Annotated in this window: 17 protein-coding genes, 1 tRNA gene and 1 pseudogene; 9 read left to right on the top strand and 10 right to left on the bottom strand. The window is 46.0% G+C overall.

Annotated features, from left to right (window positions below; translation table 11 throughout):
• The first annotated feature begins 40 nt into the window (after nt 1-40).
• The 4 genes from DXN05_RS07070 to DXN05_RS07055 all read left to right on the top strand — a co-directional run bounded on the left by DXN05_RS07070 (nt 41) and on the right by DXN05_RS07055 (nt 4,069).
• Nucleotides 41-2,014 carry a fumarate reductase/succinate dehydrogenase flavoprotein subunit gene (locus DXN05_RS07070; RefSeq protein ID WP_116846546.1) on the top strand — a complete coding sequence of 658 codons (1,974 nt, stop codon included), beginning with the start codon at nt 41-43 and terminating at the stop codon, nt 2,012-2,014.
• Between the two features lie 88 nt (nt 2,015-2,102).
• Entirely contained in the window at nt 2,103-2,480 is a 378-nt protein-coding gene (locus tag DXN05_RS07065; RefSeq protein WP_116846545.1) for a four helix bundle protein, read from the top strand.
• A gap of 37 nt (nt 2,481-2,517) precedes the next feature.
• Nucleotides 2,518-3,282, top strand: a complete 765-nt coding sequence (locus DXN05_RS07060; protein WP_116846544.1) for a succinate dehydrogenase/fumarate reductase iron-sulfur subunit — start codon at nt 2,518-2,520, stop codon at nt 3,280-3,282.
• Between the two features lie 64 nt (nt 3,283-3,346).
• The gene (locus DXN05_RS07055) at nt 3,347-4,069 is read left to right on the top strand and encodes a tRNA1(Val) (adenine(37)-N6)-methyltransferase (RefSeq protein WP_116846543.1); all 723 of its coding nucleotides are present in this window, start codon (nt 3,347-3,349) and stop codon (nt 4,067-4,069) included.
• An 11-nt stretch (nt 4,070-4,080) separates the two neighbouring features.
• On the opposite strand, the gene DXN05_RS07050 is transcribed toward DXN05_RS07055, so the two are convergent.
• Together DXN05_RS07050 and DXN05_RS07045 are read right to left on the bottom strand one after the other, a co-directional pair.
• The gene (locus DXN05_RS07050; protein ID WP_116846542.1) at nt 4,081-4,746 is read right to left on the bottom strand and encodes a class I SAM-dependent methyltransferase; all 666 of its coding nucleotides are present in this window, start codon (nt 4,744-4,746) and stop codon (nt 4,081-4,083) included.
• A gap of 83 nt (nt 4,747-4,829) precedes the next feature.
• Nucleotides 4,830-6,029 carry an NAD(P)-dependent oxidoreductase gene (locus DXN05_RS07045; RefSeq protein WP_116847118.1) on the bottom strand — a complete coding sequence of 400 codons (1,200 nt, stop codon included), beginning with the start codon at nt 6,027-6,029 and terminating at the stop codon, nt 4,830-4,832.
• 236 nt (nt 6,030-6,265) lie between these two features.
• On the opposite strand from DXN05_RS07045, the gene DXN05_RS07040 reads away from it, so the two are divergent.
• From DXN05_RS07040 to DXN05_RS24605, 4 genes are all read left to right on the top strand, one after another.
• A tRNA-Leu gene (locus tag DXN05_RS07040) sits at nt 6,266-6,349 on the top strand.
• A gap of 548 nt (nt 6,350-6,897) precedes the next feature.
• Nucleotides 6,898-8,070, top strand: a complete 1,173-nt coding sequence (locus DXN05_RS07035) for a site-specific integrase (RefSeq protein WP_116846541.1) — start codon at nt 6,898-6,900, stop codon at nt 8,068-8,070.
• Nucleotides 8,048-8,641, top strand: a complete 594-nt coding sequence (locus tag DXN05_RS07030) for a DUF6934 family protein (protein WP_116846540.1) — start codon at nt 8,048-8,050, stop codon at nt 8,639-8,641. The genes DXN05_RS07035 and DXN05_RS07030 overlap by 23 nt, the downstream gene beginning before the upstream one ends.
• A gap of 9 nt (nt 8,642-8,650) precedes the next feature.
• Nucleotides 8,651-8,824, top strand: a complete 174-nt coding sequence (locus DXN05_RS24605; RefSeq protein ID WP_158559154.1) for a hypothetical protein — start codon at nt 8,651-8,653, stop codon at nt 8,822-8,824.
• A gap of 134 nt (nt 8,825-8,958) precedes the next feature.
• Here the strand turns inward: DXN05_RS24605 and DXN05_RS07025 are convergent, their stop codons facing one another.
• The 3 genes from DXN05_RS07025 to DXN05_RS07015 form a co-directional block, all read right to left on the bottom strand.
• Nucleotides 8,959-9,975, bottom strand: coding sequence for a toprim domain-containing protein (locus tag DXN05_RS07025; RefSeq protein ID WP_116846539.1), 1,017 nt, complete (start codon nt 9,973-9,975; stop codon nt 8,959-8,961).
• 3 nt (nt 9,976-9,978) lie between these two features.
• Entirely contained in the window at nt 9,979-10,233 is a 255-nt protein-coding gene (locus DXN05_RS07020) for a hypothetical protein (protein WP_211329998.1), read from the bottom strand.
• A 382-nt stretch (nt 10,234-10,615) separates the two neighbouring features.
• Nucleotides 10,616-10,891: a hypothetical protein gene (locus DXN05_RS07015; RefSeq protein ID WP_116846538.1), complete on the bottom strand. Its 276-nt coding sequence runs from the start codon at nt 10,889-10,891 to the stop codon at nt 10,616-10,618.
• Between the two features lie 737 nt (nt 10,892-11,628).
• Here DXN05_RS07015 and DXN05_RS07010 point away from each other — a divergent pair.
• Nucleotides 11,629-12,390, top strand: a complete 762-nt coding sequence (locus DXN05_RS07010; RefSeq protein WP_116846537.1) for a hypothetical protein — start codon at nt 11,629-11,631, stop codon at nt 12,388-12,390.
• Nucleotides 12,391-12,736: 346 nt separating this feature from the next.
• Here DXN05_RS07010 and DXN05_RS07005 read toward each other — a convergent pair whose 3' ends face one another.
• The 5 genes and pseudogenes from DXN05_RS07005 to DXN05_RS06985 all read right to left on the bottom strand — a co-directional run bounded on the left by DXN05_RS07005 (nt 12,737) and on the right by DXN05_RS06985 (nt 16,131).
• Nucleotides 12,737-13,357: a flavodoxin gene (locus DXN05_RS07005; RefSeq protein ID WP_211329997.1), complete on the bottom strand. Its 621-nt coding sequence runs from the start codon at nt 13,355-13,357 to the stop codon at nt 12,737-12,739.
• A gap of 29 nt (nt 13,358-13,386) precedes the next feature.
• Complete coding sequence (locus DXN05_RS07000) at nt 13,387-13,575, bottom strand: c-type cytochrome (RefSeq protein WP_211329996.1); 189 nt, start codon at nt 13,573-13,575, stop codon at nt 13,387-13,389.
• A 7-nt stretch (nt 13,576-13,582) separates the two neighbouring features.
• Nucleotides 13,583-14,386, bottom strand: a complete 804-nt coding sequence (locus DXN05_RS06995) for an SMP-30/gluconolactonase/LRE family protein (protein ID WP_116846536.1) — start codon at nt 14,384-14,386, stop codon at nt 13,583-13,585.
• A 105-nt stretch (nt 14,387-14,491) separates the two neighbouring features.
• Nucleotides 14,492-15,441: pseudogene (locus tag DXN05_RS06990) on the bottom strand (aldo/keto reductase).
• A 195-nt stretch (nt 15,442-15,636) separates the two neighbouring features.
• A complete protein-coding gene (locus tag DXN05_RS06985) occupies nt 15,637-16,131 on the bottom strand; it encodes a nuclear transport factor 2 family protein (RefSeq protein WP_116846535.1) in 495 nt (164 codons plus the stop codon).
• Between the last annotated feature and the right edge of the window lie 33 nt (nt 16,132-16,164).

Genomic DNA, 16,164 nt, shown 5'->3' with positions numbered 1-16,164 from the left:
TTAAAGAACAAAATCTTCTAATCAGAATAAATCATTGGTTATGTTAGATGCTAAAATTCCTGCCGGACCGCTTGAGCAGAAATGGACCGAGTACAAGGGTCACTGCAAACTGGTTAACCCCTCCAACAAACGCAAACTGGAAGTGCTGATCATTGGTTCAGGATTAGCCGGGGCATCGGCAGCTGCATCACTGGGCGAACTGGGTTATAAAGTAAAAGTTTTTTGCTTCCAGGATAGTCCGCGCCGCGCGCACTCCATCGCTGCACAAGGTGGTATCAACGCCGCCAAAAACTACCAGAACGATGGCGATTCTGTTTTCCGTTTGTTTTACGATACCATTAAAGGTGGTGACTACCGTGCACGCGAATCCAACGTACACCGCCTGGCTGAAGTAAGTACCAGCATTATTGACCAGTGTGTGGCACAGGGTGTTCCCTTTGCACGCGAATATGGCGGATTGCTGAGCAACCGTTCATTCGGCGGTACACAGGTACAGCGTACGTTTTATGCTGCAGGTCAAACAGGCCAGCAGCTGCTGATCGGCGCTTACCAGGCCCTGGAACGCCAGATAGCACTGGGTAATGTAAAAATGTATACCCGCCACGAAATGCTGGAAGTGGTAACCGTTGAAGGTAAAACACGCGGCATTATTGCCCGTAACCTCATTGATGGTTCACTGGAACGCCATTTCGGCCACGCAGTATTGTTGTGCAGCGGCGGCTACGGCAACGTATTCTACTTAAGCACCAACGCCATGGGCAGCAACGTAACTGCCGCATGGAAAGCGCATAAAAAAGGCGCTCATTTCGCCAACCCCTGTTACACACAGATTCACCCCACCTGTATCCCTGTTTCCGGTGACTACCAGAGCAAGCTTACCCTGATGAGTGAATCGCTGCGTAACGATGGTCGTATCTGGGTTCCCAAAAAACAGAACGACACACGCAAACCCAGCGATATCCCCGAAGATGAAAGGGATTATTACCTGGAACGCCGCTACCCTGCTTTCGGTAACCTGGTACCACGCGACGTGGCATCAAGGGCAGCCAAAGAAAGATGTGACGCAGGTTATGGCGTAGGTACTTCCAAACAGGCCGTTTACCTCGATTATGCTGAAGCCATTGAACGCTATGGTAAAATTGAAGCAGGCAAACATGGTATCGATCATCCTTCTGCAGAACAGATCCGCCAGTTTGGACTGGATGTGGTGAAAGAGAAGTATGGTAACCTGTTTGACATGTACGACAAAATTACCGGTGAAAACCCATACGAAGTACCCATGCGCATTTACCCTGCGGTGCACTACACCATGGGTGGATTGTGGGTGGATTATGAACTGATGACCAGCGTACCCGGCTTATATTGCCTGGGTGAAGCCAACTTCAGCGACCACGGCGCCAACCGCCTGGGTGCATCTGCACTGATGCAGGGCCTGGCTGACGGTTACTTTGTAATTCCTTACACACTGGGCAATTTCCTGGCCGACGAGATTTACAACAAACCGCTTTCTACCGATCACCCGGCATTTGCTGAGGCTGAGAAAAGTGTAAGCGACCGCATCAATACACTCATGAACATCAAGGGTAAACAAACCGTTGAGAGCCTGCATAAAAAGCTGGGCAAAATTATGTGGGAGAAATGCGGCATGGGACGTACCGCGCAGGGCTTAACAGAAGCGATCGAAGAAATCCGCCAGCTGAAAAAAGAGTTCTGGAGCGATGTAAAAATCCCCGGCAGCGCCAATGAGTTTAACCCCGAGCTGGACAAAGCAGGCCGCGTTGCCGACTTTATTGAGCTGGGTGAGTTAATGTGTATCGACGCACTGCACCGCAATGAAAGCTGTGGCGGTCACTTCCGCGAAGAGTACCAGACACCGGATGGTGAAGCACTGCGCGACGATGCCAACTTCATGTACGTTGCTGCATGGCAATACAAAGCCGAACACGAATGGCAGCTGAACAAAGAAGAACTCAATTACGAAGTGATTAAACCAACACAGCGTAACTATAAATAAGCCGGATGGTTGAACGGTTGCATTGTTAGATGGCTATATTTTAAGGTTGCAGGTATAAAGGATTGCTTATTTTTTCAAAAAACTAACCATGACTGAAAAATACCTGCAGCTAAATGATATAGATGCTTATAAAAAAGCTTTTCATCTGAGCAATTATGTTTGGGACGTAGTAGTGAACTGGAATGGGATTGCGCAGCATACGGTAGGCGTACAGTTTATAAGAGCAGCAGATTCCATTTCGGCAAACATTGCAGAAGGCTTTGGAAGATATTTTAAAAAGGATAAGATAAAGTTTTACAGGTATAGCAGTGGTTCTGTGAAAGAAAGCCTGGACTGGAATGAGAAGGCAAAGGTTAGAAACCTGATAGAGCAGGAACAGTACCAGTATATTTTTACAGCATTGCAGCAATTACCTGAAGCCATTAATCGTTTGATAAAATATACCGATATAAAGTTAGCAGTCTAACAATGCTAACAATTGAACAATCAAACAAACTAAGTAGATGGAACACTATAATATGAACCTCACCCTGAAGGTGTGGAGACAACAAAACAGCCAGGAAAAAGGACATTTTGAAACATACCAGCTGCCCAACATTTCTTCAGAGATGTCGTTCCTGGAAATGTTTGACATATTGAATGAGCGTTTGATCAGTGAAGGAAAAGATCCCGTAGCATTCGATCACGATTGTCGTGAAGGTATCTGCGGTGCATGTTCCATGTACATCGACGGCAAGCCACATGGCCCCTGGCAGCAGAATACTACCTGCCAGCTGCACATGCGCGCCTTTAAAGATGGCGACACCATTGTGGTAGAACCCTGGCGTGCCAAGGCTTTCCCGGTTATCAAAGACCTGGTGACCGACCGCGCAGCATTTGACCGCATTATACAAGCCGGTGGTTATATCTCGGTAAATACCGGTAACGCAGTTGACGCCAACGCCATCCCCGTTGAAAAAGCCAAAGCAGACGAAGCATTTGCTGCTGCCGCCTGTATTGGTTGCGGTGCGTGCGTAGCGGCTTGTAAAAACAGCTCAGCAATGTTGTTCCTGTCTGCCAAAGTATCACACCTGGCCTTGTTGCCACAAGGTGCACCTGAACGCAAATCACGCGTGCTCGACATGGTAGCGCAGATGGACAAAGAAGGTTTTGGCGCATGTACCAATACCAACGCGTGTGAGGCCACCTGCCCCAAAGGCATTTCAGTAAGCAATATCGCCAGGCTGAACCAGGAGTATGCTACCGCAGCGTTTACGCTTGACAAATAAACACAAGCCAATTGCTATAACAACAGAAAGCCGGCACTAAGCCGGCTTTCTCTATTTTTGCAGCATGCCCAATAGCTATTTCAGGTTTAAACAGTTTACCGTACACCAGGATAAATGCGCCATGAAAGTATGCACAGATGCCTGCCTGTTTGGTGCCCTGAGCCCTCTGGTATTACCCGGTGGCGCTGCTGTTACCCGCGTACTGGACATTGGTACCGGCACCGGCTTGCTGTCGCTTCAATATGCACAGCTAAATGCTGACGCGCATATCGATGCCGTAGAAATTGATGATGGTGCATTTGAACAGGCCGGCGAAAACTTCGCTGCATCGCCCTGGCCGCAACGTTTACAGGTATTTCATACACCGCTGCAGCAATACAAAGCTGCGCAGGCATATGAGCTCATCATCTCTAACCCGCCATTCTTTGAGAATGATTTAAAAAGCCAGGATAATAAACGCAACCTGGCACTGCATAGTGAAGCATTGCGTATAGAAGCGTTATTGCAGCATGCCCATCAACTGCTTACCGCAAATGGATTGTTATGGCTATTACTGCCCTGGCACCGCAGTGCCGAAACCATTACTGCTGCAACAACACAAGGCTTTTACCTGCACCGTGAAACAGCGGTACAGCAAACAACCAAACACGGGAATTTCAGGAGCATGTTATTGCTGGGAAAAACAGCGCAACCGGTTATAACAGATACCCTGGTGATTAAAGATGCAGCAAACCAGTACACACCGGCATTTGTTGCAGCACTGCAGGCTTTTTATTTGTACCTGTAAGTTAAGCAATGTTACTTAGTGGGGAAGCTATACAATGTAACAGATTTGGTTAACCCAAACAGCTTTTCCCGGTATACCTTTCCATCGGGAAACAACACTTTCATTTGAGCCTCAGTAAGCAATTTCACTTCCTCTACCCGTTTTATCGCAGCCTCACGGGTAATAGATTTGGGATAGTGCCCCAGGTTAAACCTTTGGGTCAGCCAAACCCTTAATCTAAAAGGCAAAAATTGAAAAAAGGGAAAAAACCAATGCGGCTCAAGCGGGAAATAATAATTGGGAGTTTGTACATAATAACACTTACCCACCCGCCTTATCTCTTCAGCCATTTTTTGCTGATTTTCCCAGGTGAACAAGTGTTCAATAACAGAATTGGAAAAAACAATATCAAAATGGCCGTCTTCATATTCAGACATATTGCAGGCATTCCCTTTAACACTGGAGAAATTGCTGTAGCGAACCGGCGCCGTCTCCAGATTTAATAAAGTGATGTGCACATTTTGTTCTGTTGTAAATCCCATGCGTTCCCAATAACTTTCAGTACCACCTACATCCAGTATCCTTATCGTTTTTCCCTCACCTAATGGCAGCAGGGATTTAAAGAAGGCAAACCTTTTTGCCCTGAATCCCTGGTTAAAAGATCTAGCATTCTGGGGATCCAGTAATTGAATAGCCATTTTCAATAAACATTTAAACTATGCACAAAATTTCAACTCACCAGCAAATAAAGATATACATTAATTTGATATTCATTCATCTATCACACGGCTGCATAATCTGCCAGGTATTCAAATTGCGGCGTCAGCTTTCCGCCTGATAAAATAGTAGCGCGGTCAATGACAGCACTGCTGCCTTGCAGCAAATCGGGCAAAATGTACTTCATGAGTTGCTCTCCAAAATAACGGCTGGCATCGCGGGGCAGTTCATTGGGCAGGTTACCTACAGCCATTACATCAATCACATCATCACCATAAGGAGCTGCCTTCATGCGCTGCTGCACATTTACTCCATACACAGGATCGCCAATTATCGCGTCGCCCAGGTTGCAGGGTATGCTTCCACCCTTATCATCTGTAATGTCTGCAATGGTTTTGATGCGGAAATCCGGCGCGCGCATATCCTCCCATTCAAACAAACGCGGCATGCTGGTATCCCAGTAAATGCCATTCATCAGTATATCGGTATGTGTGCAGTATTGTTTGAAAAGACAATCATAAGCGGCAGGGTTGGCGTGAAAATCATCACGCTGGTAAGTGCCTGTTTGCCTGTGTATGTACAAATCCTGTCCTTTCAGGTGCACATACACCGGGTAGTTGAAATTGCGTTGCAGGTATTCACCGGGTTCCACCTCCTGCACATCCATCAGGTTCATGATTTCAACAATGCCATTGGCTACGCGCCCGCTGCCGGTAACGGCAATCTTGATATTGGGCAGTTTAAGACCAAAATAGGTATGTATCAGCTCGCGGTAATCATGGTGCCTGAAAACAAAATCGAGGTTAAACAGGCCCGTTCTTTTGCCATAGGCCATTATACCATTGTGTGCACCTACGATGCCGGCAAAAAAGCCGAAACCGATGATACGCTGGCCATCATCGTGCTCCAGGCATTCGTAATCAATCAGCGTAATATTTTTGCGCACCATGGCTTGCATCAATGCGCGGTTGGCCTCCTGTTTTTTCCGGGTATGGGAGAAGAAAAGGTATTTTTTTCCGGTCAGCAGTTGTGTGGCAGGAACTTCTTTAATGCCCAGCAACAGGTCGCAGGCGCTGATATCCCCGGAAACAGTGACGCCGGCTGCTGCATATTCGTCGTCGCTGAAACAGCGGTTAGGGGCCGGTTCGGCTATGATATGCAGTCCGGGTATATGTTTAATCAACCATTTACATTGATCGGGCGTTAGGGCTACCCGGTTATCAGCCGGAACTTTTCCTTCTTTAATAAGACCAATCAGCGGCATCTGCGTAAATTTGCCAGACAAGTTAAGCGAACGGCAGCAGAAAAACTGCCTGTGCATTTTAAAAAACGAAGTATGAACTGGCTGAACCGATTTTTCCGGGTACTGCGGAAGATATTCCTGCCTAAGAAGAGTTGCTGTAAATAAATTCAAAATATACAGCCTGTATTTTGGCGCAATAAAAATGAAATCCTAATATTGCAACCCGTTTGCAAGGCCTTTGGCCAGGTAAACCGGAAGCCCAGATGGCGGAACTGGTAGACGCGCTAGACTCAAAATCTGGTTCTCGCAAGGGAGTGCAGGTTCGATTCCTGTTCTGGGCACTGCTAGAGTTATTATAAAGGCTGTAAGTCGTTGACTTACAGCCTTTTTTGTTTTTGAGCTTTGATGGAAATTCACGCTTTTTTACGCCTTTTCCCACCTTTTACGACACATAAATGACACACACTATGTCACACAGGGTAAATTGGGAAGTACAGGAATCTTGGCGCCTACAACAGGAACGCCATTTGTCAGAAATTATCGTCCCCGCACGTTTCTTGACACACAATTTGACACACAGGCTGTCACACAGAAAAAAAGTTTCAGCCGTTTATTTTCACATCTTTTCGCTTTCACCAACAGATGTGTTTTCCTCAATCATGTACAGCCATTTGGTATGTAGATTGCGGCATGCATTACCAGCCTCCCATCAGAGTAAAGCTACCAGAGAGGAAAGTTGCTTTCATGCAAAGACGATAGACCTGCAACCACTACCCCTGCAGGCCGCTATGCTATTAAGTCTAAAAGTCACCACTATGGCGAACTTCTTTCACCTACATCTTGCCGCTATCAGTTCTTCTTATTTCTTCACCAGCAAAACAATTGTATCATGGAAATAGGAAAACGACTGAACCGGAAGGGAAACAAATACCTATGGTACTATGACCTGGGCCGTGAGCCTGGTCAGCGCCCTGCCATGGGTGTATTTACTTATGTTAAGCCCAAGAACCAGCTTGAAAAAACGCACAACCGCGAAGCGGCCGCATTGATTGATGTTAAAAAGTCCCAGGCAACCTTGGAGCAACAGGCTATTGGCACCGGCTTTATACCACAGCACAAATTCAAAACAAACTTCATGGAGTACTTTGCCGAATATGTGCGGCTGCACAGGCGTGAAGAAAACCGCCACCTGGTTTGTTGTTTTGAAAAGTTTAAAAAGTTTGTGGCTTCGGATTTTATCGCCCCCATAGATATTACCGAAGATTTCTGCAAACGATTTAGGCGCTACCTACTGGATTCTCTTACTGGTGAGACACCACAAAATTATTTTGCGCGGTTCAAATGGGCAGTGGCTGCTGCTACCAAAGAAGGTTATTTCCTGGATGATCCTACAGAAAAAGTGGCTGCCAAAAGAAATCCCAGTACGAGGCTTAAAAACATCGTAGAGGTTGAAGATTACCTGGTATTACTGCAGACACCCTGCCGTAATGCAGAGGTGTCGAATGCCTTTATCTTTTCCTGCTATACTGCACTACGTTTCTGCGATGTAAGTGTGCTCACCTGGTCGGATATTGAAGATGCTCAACTGACCAAAAAGCGGATCATTCAGGCAAAGACTGGCAGACCGGTTGTTATCACCATGCACCAAGTAGCTTTAGGTATTTTGGAAACCCAACGTAAAGCCCGTGGTGGTCGTTATAAACAAACAGATAAGGTGTTTGCGCTACCTACTATTGACGGCAGTAACGCTGTATTAAAGGAATGGCTGGCAGGTACTACCATTGACAAAGTATATACCTGGTCCTGCGCAAGACTTAGCTTTTCCATTCTATTGCAGGATGCGCGCGTAGATAACGCTACTATAGCGTATTTAATGGGTTTAACATCCACAAAACAGGTGGATAATACCTATAAACGCTACCGGCCCAAAGATCAGTCGAAAACGATTGCTTTACTGCCCTCCTTGGATGCATTGCCGGGCATTTTCCGGAAAATAACAAACAACATTTGCAGCACTTTTAAATCTCCAGTTAACAGCCATGGCGACACGTGTTCAGATTGATTTTGACAATACCTACGATATACAACCCCTTAGTGATGATCTGCGTATCAGTATGTTTACCAGTGAGCTGCAGGACGGCTCTTCTTTGCCATTACGTATAGAGATCAGCTCTGAGCCTCATGCGCTTCTGGAATCTGTGTATAACCTGGCTTTTGGGCCATTAAACGCACGCAACCAGATCGATGATATGGTAGAAATAACACATAAAGATTATTCAAAAACCTTTTCGTCAATACTGTTAGCCGGATTGGCCTATTTGTCTGATCATCCGGATCAATACCTGGGCATTGACGGCTCAAACAATCTACGTGCTTATTATTACTACCGGATGCTCCAGCGCAATTTCAATTACCTGAATGAATTCTTTGAAATGCGGGGATTGAAATATTATGTAAGAATTAGCCGGTTCGGGAAACATCAATATGAAAACCCCTTTGATTTCGATGACGTAATTCCTTCCATGTCACCGATTGAAAAAGGACACGTTCCAGCCTTGATGTTTAATTATTTTACTTTCAAGGTTAGAAACGCGGCGGGCAGTATAGTTGACTTTTCACAAAAATTAAAGTAAATTTGAATCATGAAAGAAAGCTTAGCAAAAAAGATCGCAGACTATAAAGCCAGGGCCAAGGCGCTGGGCGACACCGGTATTAAACCTGCCAGTGCGACGCAGAACGGCTCTTCATTGCATAAGATTATTAAGACGCCCGAGCAGGCCGCTGCGCTGATGAAGGCACTTAATTCGACATTATAACTTAAGCAATTAATAGCTTATAAATTATCATAGTAAAAGCCCACAAAATTGTGGGCTTTTTTGGTGCGCGTACTCGACAGAAACACCTGTATACAGTTCGGATTTTATTTGTGAGATCTATTGCCAGACATTTTTTAAAACTCATTGCCCCGGTTGTAGGGGCCCCGGTCCTTCGACTTGTTTTGCCCTATCTGGTTGCCTTGGTTAGTTCTTACCAGCTGCGTTAATGAGAGCTTTGTGCGCTGCAGCATTAACTTATCCAGGTTTTCGATAAGCCAGGCATTTAGATCTTTCCCGCTGGCGTAGTATTTACGGGCGTCCCAAAATTTGCCGTTATTCCAACTTTTGAGCAAGGCCGTTGCAGTATTACCCGCTTCATCATTGTCCAGGCAGGCAAACACTTTATAGTGCCGCTCCATTAGCGGCCGGTTTACTTTTAAAAAGGACAGGGAGTTTAATACCAGGATATTTGTTTCCGGCAAACGCAGGTACGGGCGCAACGTTTCCATAGACGCATAGCTGAAAAAGCCCTCAAACACGGTAAGGGAGGTTTTACCATTGTCAATGAACGTAACCCCATTGGGCATACTTGCCAGTTTGACGTATTTATTGCGGAGGGCAAACCCTCCCTGGTCATTCTGAAAACCCACAGCAAAATAGGTTTTTCCTTTGTATTGGTAATAGACCTGCTTCATTAACCGCTTTGCAACGTCCTCGTTGATTCTTCTTTCTTTAACATAGTCCAGGAGCGCCGGCGTGGAAAGCCTCGTGTAGCCTGTCACTTGTATGGCGTTATCTTTCGATTCCGGGTTTTGCTTTGCGGCGGTGATGCGAAGCTGCAGCGCACTTGCCTCCGGGGAGATGTTCAGAGCCGATTGGCCTGTCAATCGGTTTAACATTTGCAACACTTCCCTGTTGGTCTTAGAAGGATGCAGCTCCTTGGCCAGGTCAAATAAATTACCGCCGCGGCCTTCCCCGTGATCATACCACTCATTTTTTATGATGTCTACTGTAAAAGAGGGTGTCGATTCCGGCGTACGAATCGGTGATATGTATTTAGCTGCTCTACCAATCTGTTTTTCAGGCATGATGCCTAGTTGGGCCAAAAAATCTGTAATGGCCAGTGTCGAATTGATTTCCTTTATGTCCATGGATTAGAACTTGACGCTCTTGCCGTGGGTAGGCTTAGCCTGAATGGATAAGGGAAGTGTCTGGCCACGCATCATGGCGTCTAACTGCTCCCGTTCATAATAGCCTGCAGCATTTTTGTAAACATGCGCTTCCTCACAGCGCTTTGCTAGTTGTGTTCGCTCCAGGTTGGTGTAAATAAGTGCCTCTTCCGGCTTTAGTAAAGGTTTGTGACATAGCGCTACAGCGCGCATTACTATTTTTTCTTCCTGCGTAATCATGCATTCACCAGTTTGTGGAAGTTACCAAAGCATGTTACACATGCTTTAACGCCAGCCTCGCTGTGGCTTTCGGCCTTCATAAACGAAAATAAGCGGTATAATAACGCGAGGCATAAACTGGAAATGACTTGTAATGATTTGTAATAAAACGGTATGTACAATAATAAAAGAGCACCCGGAAGGGTGCCCTTACTTCATCCTATACCACCGCCAAATTGTATGGCAGCTTCCTTTATCAACTTCTTATTGATAGATGATTTTACATATGCTTATCAGTGTGGCGCGGCGCTGCCGGGACTTTTCAGGAGCTTTCCAATCGTCGGCAGGCCGATCACCACTCAGGGTTTGAGTTACCCACGCAGGCATAAGGAAACTAAGACATTTAACCGCGATTTTTTTTGATTGATTTGCTTATATCTTCGCCATATACCTCCCATGCAGCCTTCTGCATACGGCCCAAGAGGCGCAACCGGAAGATATAATTGCATTGATCCGTTTCATCCAATTGCCGGAATGATTTGGATTCAATGATCATTTCAAAGATGATCCATAGTTCATCATTCATTTCATCAACATCGTAAAACTCGTAGTATTCTATTAAATCTTCCAACCAAGCTTCTTTAGATCGACCAATCCTAAATTTACTGTCGTTTGACATAAATGAATTCTTTTAGCTGTTCGGAAGTACGATTGTGTTGAGCGTGTCTAACCTAATGTTGATGGTATACAACTGTTCTTTTACAAATATGCTTATTTCCGCATCTTTGAAGGTAGCAGCCTGGCTGCACCTATCAAAGTATCGCCGTCTGTCCCAAGCAAGCGCTGCGCATACCCGGTCACAGAATTCCATCGGGTGAAAAAGACATTGCAGATGAAGGTCGCGCAATATGTTACCGGTGTTAAAATTATTGGTCTTTGTCATGCAGTTAAATTGAGGTTATTTAATTACTACCAGCATGATTCAAAGGTGATCAATTCAACCGATGTAATCAAATCGCTGAGCCACTACTCTAGCAGGGCTTAGCGCGATTTTAGGATGGATAAGCATTGAGGTACTTCATCAATAACTGACGCAAGAAAGGTTAACTGATTTTCCATAGGTTCGTATAGCACGCCGCGCTGTAACAAAGAAGATCAGTATTTCACTGTTGAAAGGTTGTATGTAGGTAACAAAGTATTACAAATCAGTATATTTCATTGCTTATTGATTGTAACACAGAAAGGCTTGATTATTTTCATACAGAGTACAGCAGTCGCTTATGGTTTGCGCTCTTCCAACAAATTTTATGCTCACGGCAATAGTGTGTCCATTTATCACTGAACCAGCAGTCATCTATTACGAGCGATGCACTTGATGAATTGGCCGGTACTGTAGCATGAATTAATTCCTGAAATATGAAGTATAATCAGGGTCTGGCTTTTAGCCAAAATATTAATTGGTATCACGGCACAGACGAATACATAGGAGATAGCTTTAGGCTTGACATGAATCGAATGAGCCATCGAGTTGGCTGGGGTGCTGGGGCGAATTTCACGAACGATTTGGGATTAGCGCTGCACTATTCACGGGAAAGGTGCCTTTTTAAAAGGCGTAGTGCGTTTCTGAATAAACACCGGGATTATGCGGCCGGTGACACATGGGGTGTTGACACAGAGCGTTTCGATAAGCTTTTCGCTGAGGAAATGAAATCAGTAGGATATGGAAAAATCTATCTGGCTGAGTTAACCGGGGCGCGTATACTAGACCTCACACTGGCACCTTTTTCCAATTTCATGAAGGCTAAAAATCAAGGTATGTTTGAAGATAAAAAGCAGGCCTTCATTGAACTGATAGACACATTCAACTTGGAAGCAGGCAAGCATATTAAAAATCCCAGAAAGTTTGAATCAATGATATCAGCCAAATATATTTCTGCGGAATTAGGATTTGATGCCGTTTATCACATGGAGACAACTTTTTCTACCGGTATTGACAAAAGCCAGGTTGTCATTCGTAAGGAAAACCCAGCAATCACGGTTTTTAATACCGTTGCGATTCAGCGTATGAAAGAAATTCCATTGCTGCAGGCTTTGAAAGATGTAATTAGCCAGGCAAACGCATTTCACATTGATTGTCAAACCGGGGGGGAAAGCAAAGATTTGGAAATGGGCATCTAAAATACTGATACAAAAAGGAATTTGAACAACGCAAACTTATCATTCGATATAGCCCCCCTTTCTGTTTTTGATCGCCGGCGGCGGCACGCCTGGGCATCACCCGTTGCATTCTATGGTTTTGACAAATTTTTATTGAGAACAGTGTATTGAAAGATCCAGCACCCATATATGCATAAAAGAGCTGCCAAAAAGCAACTCTTTGTTTTTAAATGCAATTAACCGTGTAAAAACGCCCCTGGAAATGGGCGTTCCGGGTAGCGGTATATAAGTTACCCGTTAAACACAACGTTAGCGGCGTTGCCCCGCTAATGCTTTGCCGCCGCGGATCTGTATTGATTGAAAATGTCTATTTAAGAAATCCAATTTCCCGTAGCCACTTCGTAACGGCCTTGGCTGTTTCGTCAGCCTGCCCATCTTTAATGGCCAGCATGATGCCCTCACGCTCTTTGCCACCCTGGGTGGAAAAACCTGTTAATACGGTGCTCTTGGGGCATAGTGCTTTCACCGAATCAAATCCACTGCCCACGCCGTAACCCGCATTGGTATTAAAGGGAACCACTGTTTTGCCGGAAAGATCATAGGCATGCAGGAAACTCTTCATCGGAGGTGGCATCTTCATATCCCAGGTTGGAAAACCGACAAACACCACATCATATTTTGCCAGGCTATCGATCTTTGTTTTCAGTGGCGGCAGAAAACCGCTTTCGTTTTCGCGCACTACCTGCGCCACCTGCTCTTTATAGTCCTGTGGGTAAGGATTGACCAGCTCCAGGGCGACGAGTGTACCACCGACCTGCTTTTGTATCATCCGGGCAACCGCTTCGGTATTCTTCGTACGCGTCAGGTACACAATCAGCACATGCTTGCCCATAAGATCAGTGCTGCTTCGCTGCGCCTTGCTGCACCCGGAGGTAAACAGGTTAATGGTCAGCCCAATCATCAGCACACCTATTTTAAAATTTTTCATCCCGATAATTTTAAGTATTTCACTACAGGCTATTTTGCTGCACGAACCTTTTTCTGCAAAGCACTCACCGCACTGGCCCTGTTGCCGAAGCTAATCCTAACATAACTTAGGACGGCCGCAATCTCTTCATCTTTTAAATCCGCCTGCGGAGGCATTTCATTGAGCAATAGTATCCCTGCCTGCGCTACGGCTGGTGTAAATAAGAATATCCTTTTCATGGTGGAGTTATTTTACTTGATAAGCGATAATGCGGTTCCTGTTAAATACCGGCACATAGAGCGTCTTGGTTTTGCTGTCATAACTGATGTCATTGGCCATCAAGTGATCGGCCCGTGTATCCAGCAACACGCTTTTGGTGCCATCGGCTGCCAGGTGGTACAGGATGCCTGTATAGTTGCTGATGATAAATTCACCGGGGCTAAGCATCACAATGCCATCCAGGCCATTTTCAAATCCATCGGCGATTTTGGTAATCTCCTTTTTAGCATCCACTTTATGTACCGCACTGGTAGTAATTACATACAGATCCTCATCCACTGTTAACAGGCCGTTTGCACCCGGCATGTTTTCCAGGTATAGCGTTGCTTTGTCATCGTCAATGCGGTATACTTTGCCATTTTTAGTATCGCTTACATATACGACGCCCTTGTTATCCACCGCTACATCATTGAGCCTGCCGATGCTGTCGATGGATATGCGTTTTATGACACTGGCTTTTGCTGCATCAATAACGGCAACGCCGGTTGGGTCCGTGGTATAAAAGCGATCTTTATACAATGCGGAACCCATGTTGGAACGAAGGCCACCGATCCATTCCTTATTGATGATCTTTCCATCGAGGCCCATGATCACTACACTACCTGTCCCCATACTGGAAATATAAAGCGTCCGGGACTTTGGATCAAACAGGGCGGATTCAGGGCCTTTCACGCTAACGGAATCTGATTCCCATAGCTTTTGCAAACTGCGTTGTGCGAATGCCGGCAGACTGATGACAGGCACGAGCAGCGGCAGTAATAATTTCTTCATGGTAATTTCATTATTGGTTTAAATCCTGTTATTTAAAATCAATACACCACTATCCGCTCGTTGCACTTTGGAAAAGAAGAGCCGCTCTCCAGCTGGCAGCTCATCTTAGCTTTTGAGTGGTGCTTCCACATTAGAGAAGTTTAACACCGCCTGCGGAAGCCTTAAACCTTTGATTGTAATACCCGCCAACGCTGCGTTAAACTCCTTCCACTCATCGGCAGAAAACTTCAGATCAGCAGCAGCGCTGTTTTCCAGCATGTGCGCCATCTGTGTTGTACCTGGTATGGGAACAATCCAAGGCTGCTGCGCCAGTAGCCATGCCAGTGATACCTGACCGGGAGTGGCGTTTTTGCGGTCTGCCCAGGTTTTGAGTAGTGTTACCAGCGCCAAATTATTGGGTAGGTTGTCTGGTGAAAAGCGTTCTTCTATACCCCGAATGTCTCCTTGCGCAAACCGCGTATTGGCATCAATGGCTCCGGTGGTAAAACCTACGCCCAGCGGGCTCCAACATACAAAGCCGATGCCCAGTTCTTTGCAAAGCGGCAGGATCGTTTCTTCCGGCCCGCGCCACAACAGGGAATATTCATTTTGAATAGCGGTCACCCGGTGAATAGCATGCGCCCTGCGTACGGTTTGCGGACCAGGCTCTGAAAGCCCGTAGTGCAGTACCTTACCCTGCTGCATGAGGTCTTTGATCGCACCTACCACATCTTCAATGGGCACAGCAGGATCTACCCGGTGCTGGTATAACAAATCAATGCGATCCGTCCGCAGGCGCTTTAACATGCCTTCCACCACTTGTTTGATGTGATCCGGCTTGCTGTTTAAGCCAGGCAGACGCTGGCCAGTCTGCTGATCGATATTCCAACCATATTTTGTTTCAATGACAATTTTATCCCGGAAGGATTTACCGCATCGCCCAGTATCCGTTCGCTTTCAAATGGCCCGTAGGCTTCTGCTGTATCAAACAGCGTAACACCGTGGTCATAAGCTTTGTGGATGATGTTAATCATCTCCGGTCGTGAAGGGATCGTGGTCTGGTAAGTGCGCCACATATTTTGTACGCCCAGGCCAATCGCGGAAACTTCCAGCTGGCCCCCCAGCTTTCTGCGGCCAGGTGATGCCTTCGGCGTTTCTGTGGACGGGGCTGTTGCCAGGTTGTGTGCGCTACTGCCAGCAGCCAACAGTGTGCCACCAGCGAAGGTTAAACCGGTCTTTAACAGGTTTCGACGATTCATGTTTTTATGCTTTTAGTGTTGCGGGGTATTGGTGGTCATCTTTACGGGCCGGAGCAGTTGTGAAAACGTTAAGGAACCCATCTTCCATTTGCCGTCTTCTTTCAGGTAAACTTCCGTTACCATAAAGGAATGCACCACTTCATTGCCGCCGACCACTGCTAAAAGATCAATGTCGTTTAACAGGATAGCGGTGTTGTCAAAAATGTTCACCGAAGCACCATACACCGCAGCCTTTTTATACCAGATCATACCGCCTTTAATCGTGCTCAGCTCCTGGGTTTTGCCCCAGCTACCGCCCATATGAACAAACACGCATTTATCCGTGAATAGCGTGTTAAGCGAATCCACGTTCTTATCGGCCATCCAGGACCATTTCGTTTTTGATAGATCGAGGATTTCCTGCTGTGCCTTGGAAGGCGTTCCAGGAGCGCTGGGAAGATCTGCCTGGGCACTACAAAAGAGCGTGCCAGCAGTAAGCAATACAGTAAGCAGCATAAGTTTTTTCATGGTCTTTATGTTTGATTTATTTGGTGTCAACAA

This window comes from Deminuibacter soli (genome assembly GCF_003412455.1).
In the GTDB taxonomy this organism is placed as follows: domain Bacteria; phylum Bacteroidota; class Bacteroidia; order Chitinophagales; family Chitinophagaceae; genus Deminuibacter; species Deminuibacter soli.
This window is presented reverse-complemented; position numbering and strand designations above follow the sequence as displayed.

Coding starts and splice junctions, on each gene's coding strand:
- DXN05_RS07045 (WP_116847118.1), bottom strand. CDS start 6,029: ATGCCGCTGATTGGTCTTATTAAAGAAGGAAAAGTTCCGGCTGATAAC.
- DXN05_RS07000 (WP_211329996.1), bottom strand. CDS start 13,575: ATGAAAAGGATATTCTTATTTACACCAGCCGTAGCGCAGGCAGGGATA.
- DXN05_RS06985 (WP_116846535.1), bottom strand. CDS start 16,131: ATGAAAAAACTTATGCTGCTTACTGTATTGCTTACTGCTGGCACGCTC.
- DXN05_RS07025 (WP_116846539.1), bottom strand. CDS start 9,975: ATGGACATAAAGGAAATCAATTCGACACTGGCCATTACAGATTTTTTG.
- DXN05_RS07010 (WP_116846537.1), top strand. CDS start 11,629: ATGAAGTATAATCAGGGTCTGGCTTTTAGCCAAAATATTAATTGGTAT.
- DXN05_RS07030 (WP_116846540.1), top strand. CDS start 8,048: ATGGCGACACGTGTTCAGATTGATTTTGACAATACCTACGATATACAA.
- DXN05_RS07055 (WP_116846543.1), top strand. CDS start 3,347: ATGCCCAATAGCTATTTCAGGTTTAAACAGTTTACCGTACACCAGGAT.
- DXN05_RS07015 (WP_116846538.1), bottom strand. CDS start 10,891: ATGTCAAACGACAGTAAATTTAGGATTGGTCGATCTAAAGAAGCTTGG.
- DXN05_RS07035 (WP_116846541.1), top strand. CDS start 6,898: ATGGAAATAGGAAAACGACTGAACCGGAAGGGAAACAAATACCTATGG.
- DXN05_RS07005 (WP_211329997.1), bottom strand. CDS start 13,357: ATGAAAAATTTTAAAATAGGTGTGCTGATGATTGGGCTGACCATTAAC.
- DXN05_RS07065 (WP_116846545.1), top strand. CDS start 2,103: ATGACTGAAAAATACCTGCAGCTAAATGATATAGATGCTTATAAAAAA.
- DXN05_RS06995 (WP_116846536.1), bottom strand. CDS start 14,386: ATGAAGAAATTATTACTGCCGCTGCTCGTGCCTGTCATCAGTCTGCCG.
- DXN05_RS24605 (WP_158559154.1), top strand. CDS start 8,651: ATGAAAGAAAGCTTAGCAAAAAAGATCGCAGACTATAAAGCCAGGGCC.
- DXN05_RS07070 (WP_116846546.1), top strand. CDS start 41: ATGTTAGATGCTAAAATTCCTGCCGGACCGCTTGAGCAGAAATGGACC.
- DXN05_RS07020 (WP_211329998.1), bottom strand. CDS start 10,233: ATGATTACGCAGGAAGAAAAAATAGTAATGCGCGCTGTAGCGCTATGT.
- DXN05_RS07050 (WP_116846542.1), bottom strand. CDS start 4,746: ATGGCTATTCAATTACTGGATCCCCAGAATGCTAGATCTTTTAACCAG.
- DXN05_RS07060 (WP_116846544.1), top strand. CDS start 2,518: ATGGAACACTATAATATGAACCTCACCCTGAAGGTGTGGAGACAACAA.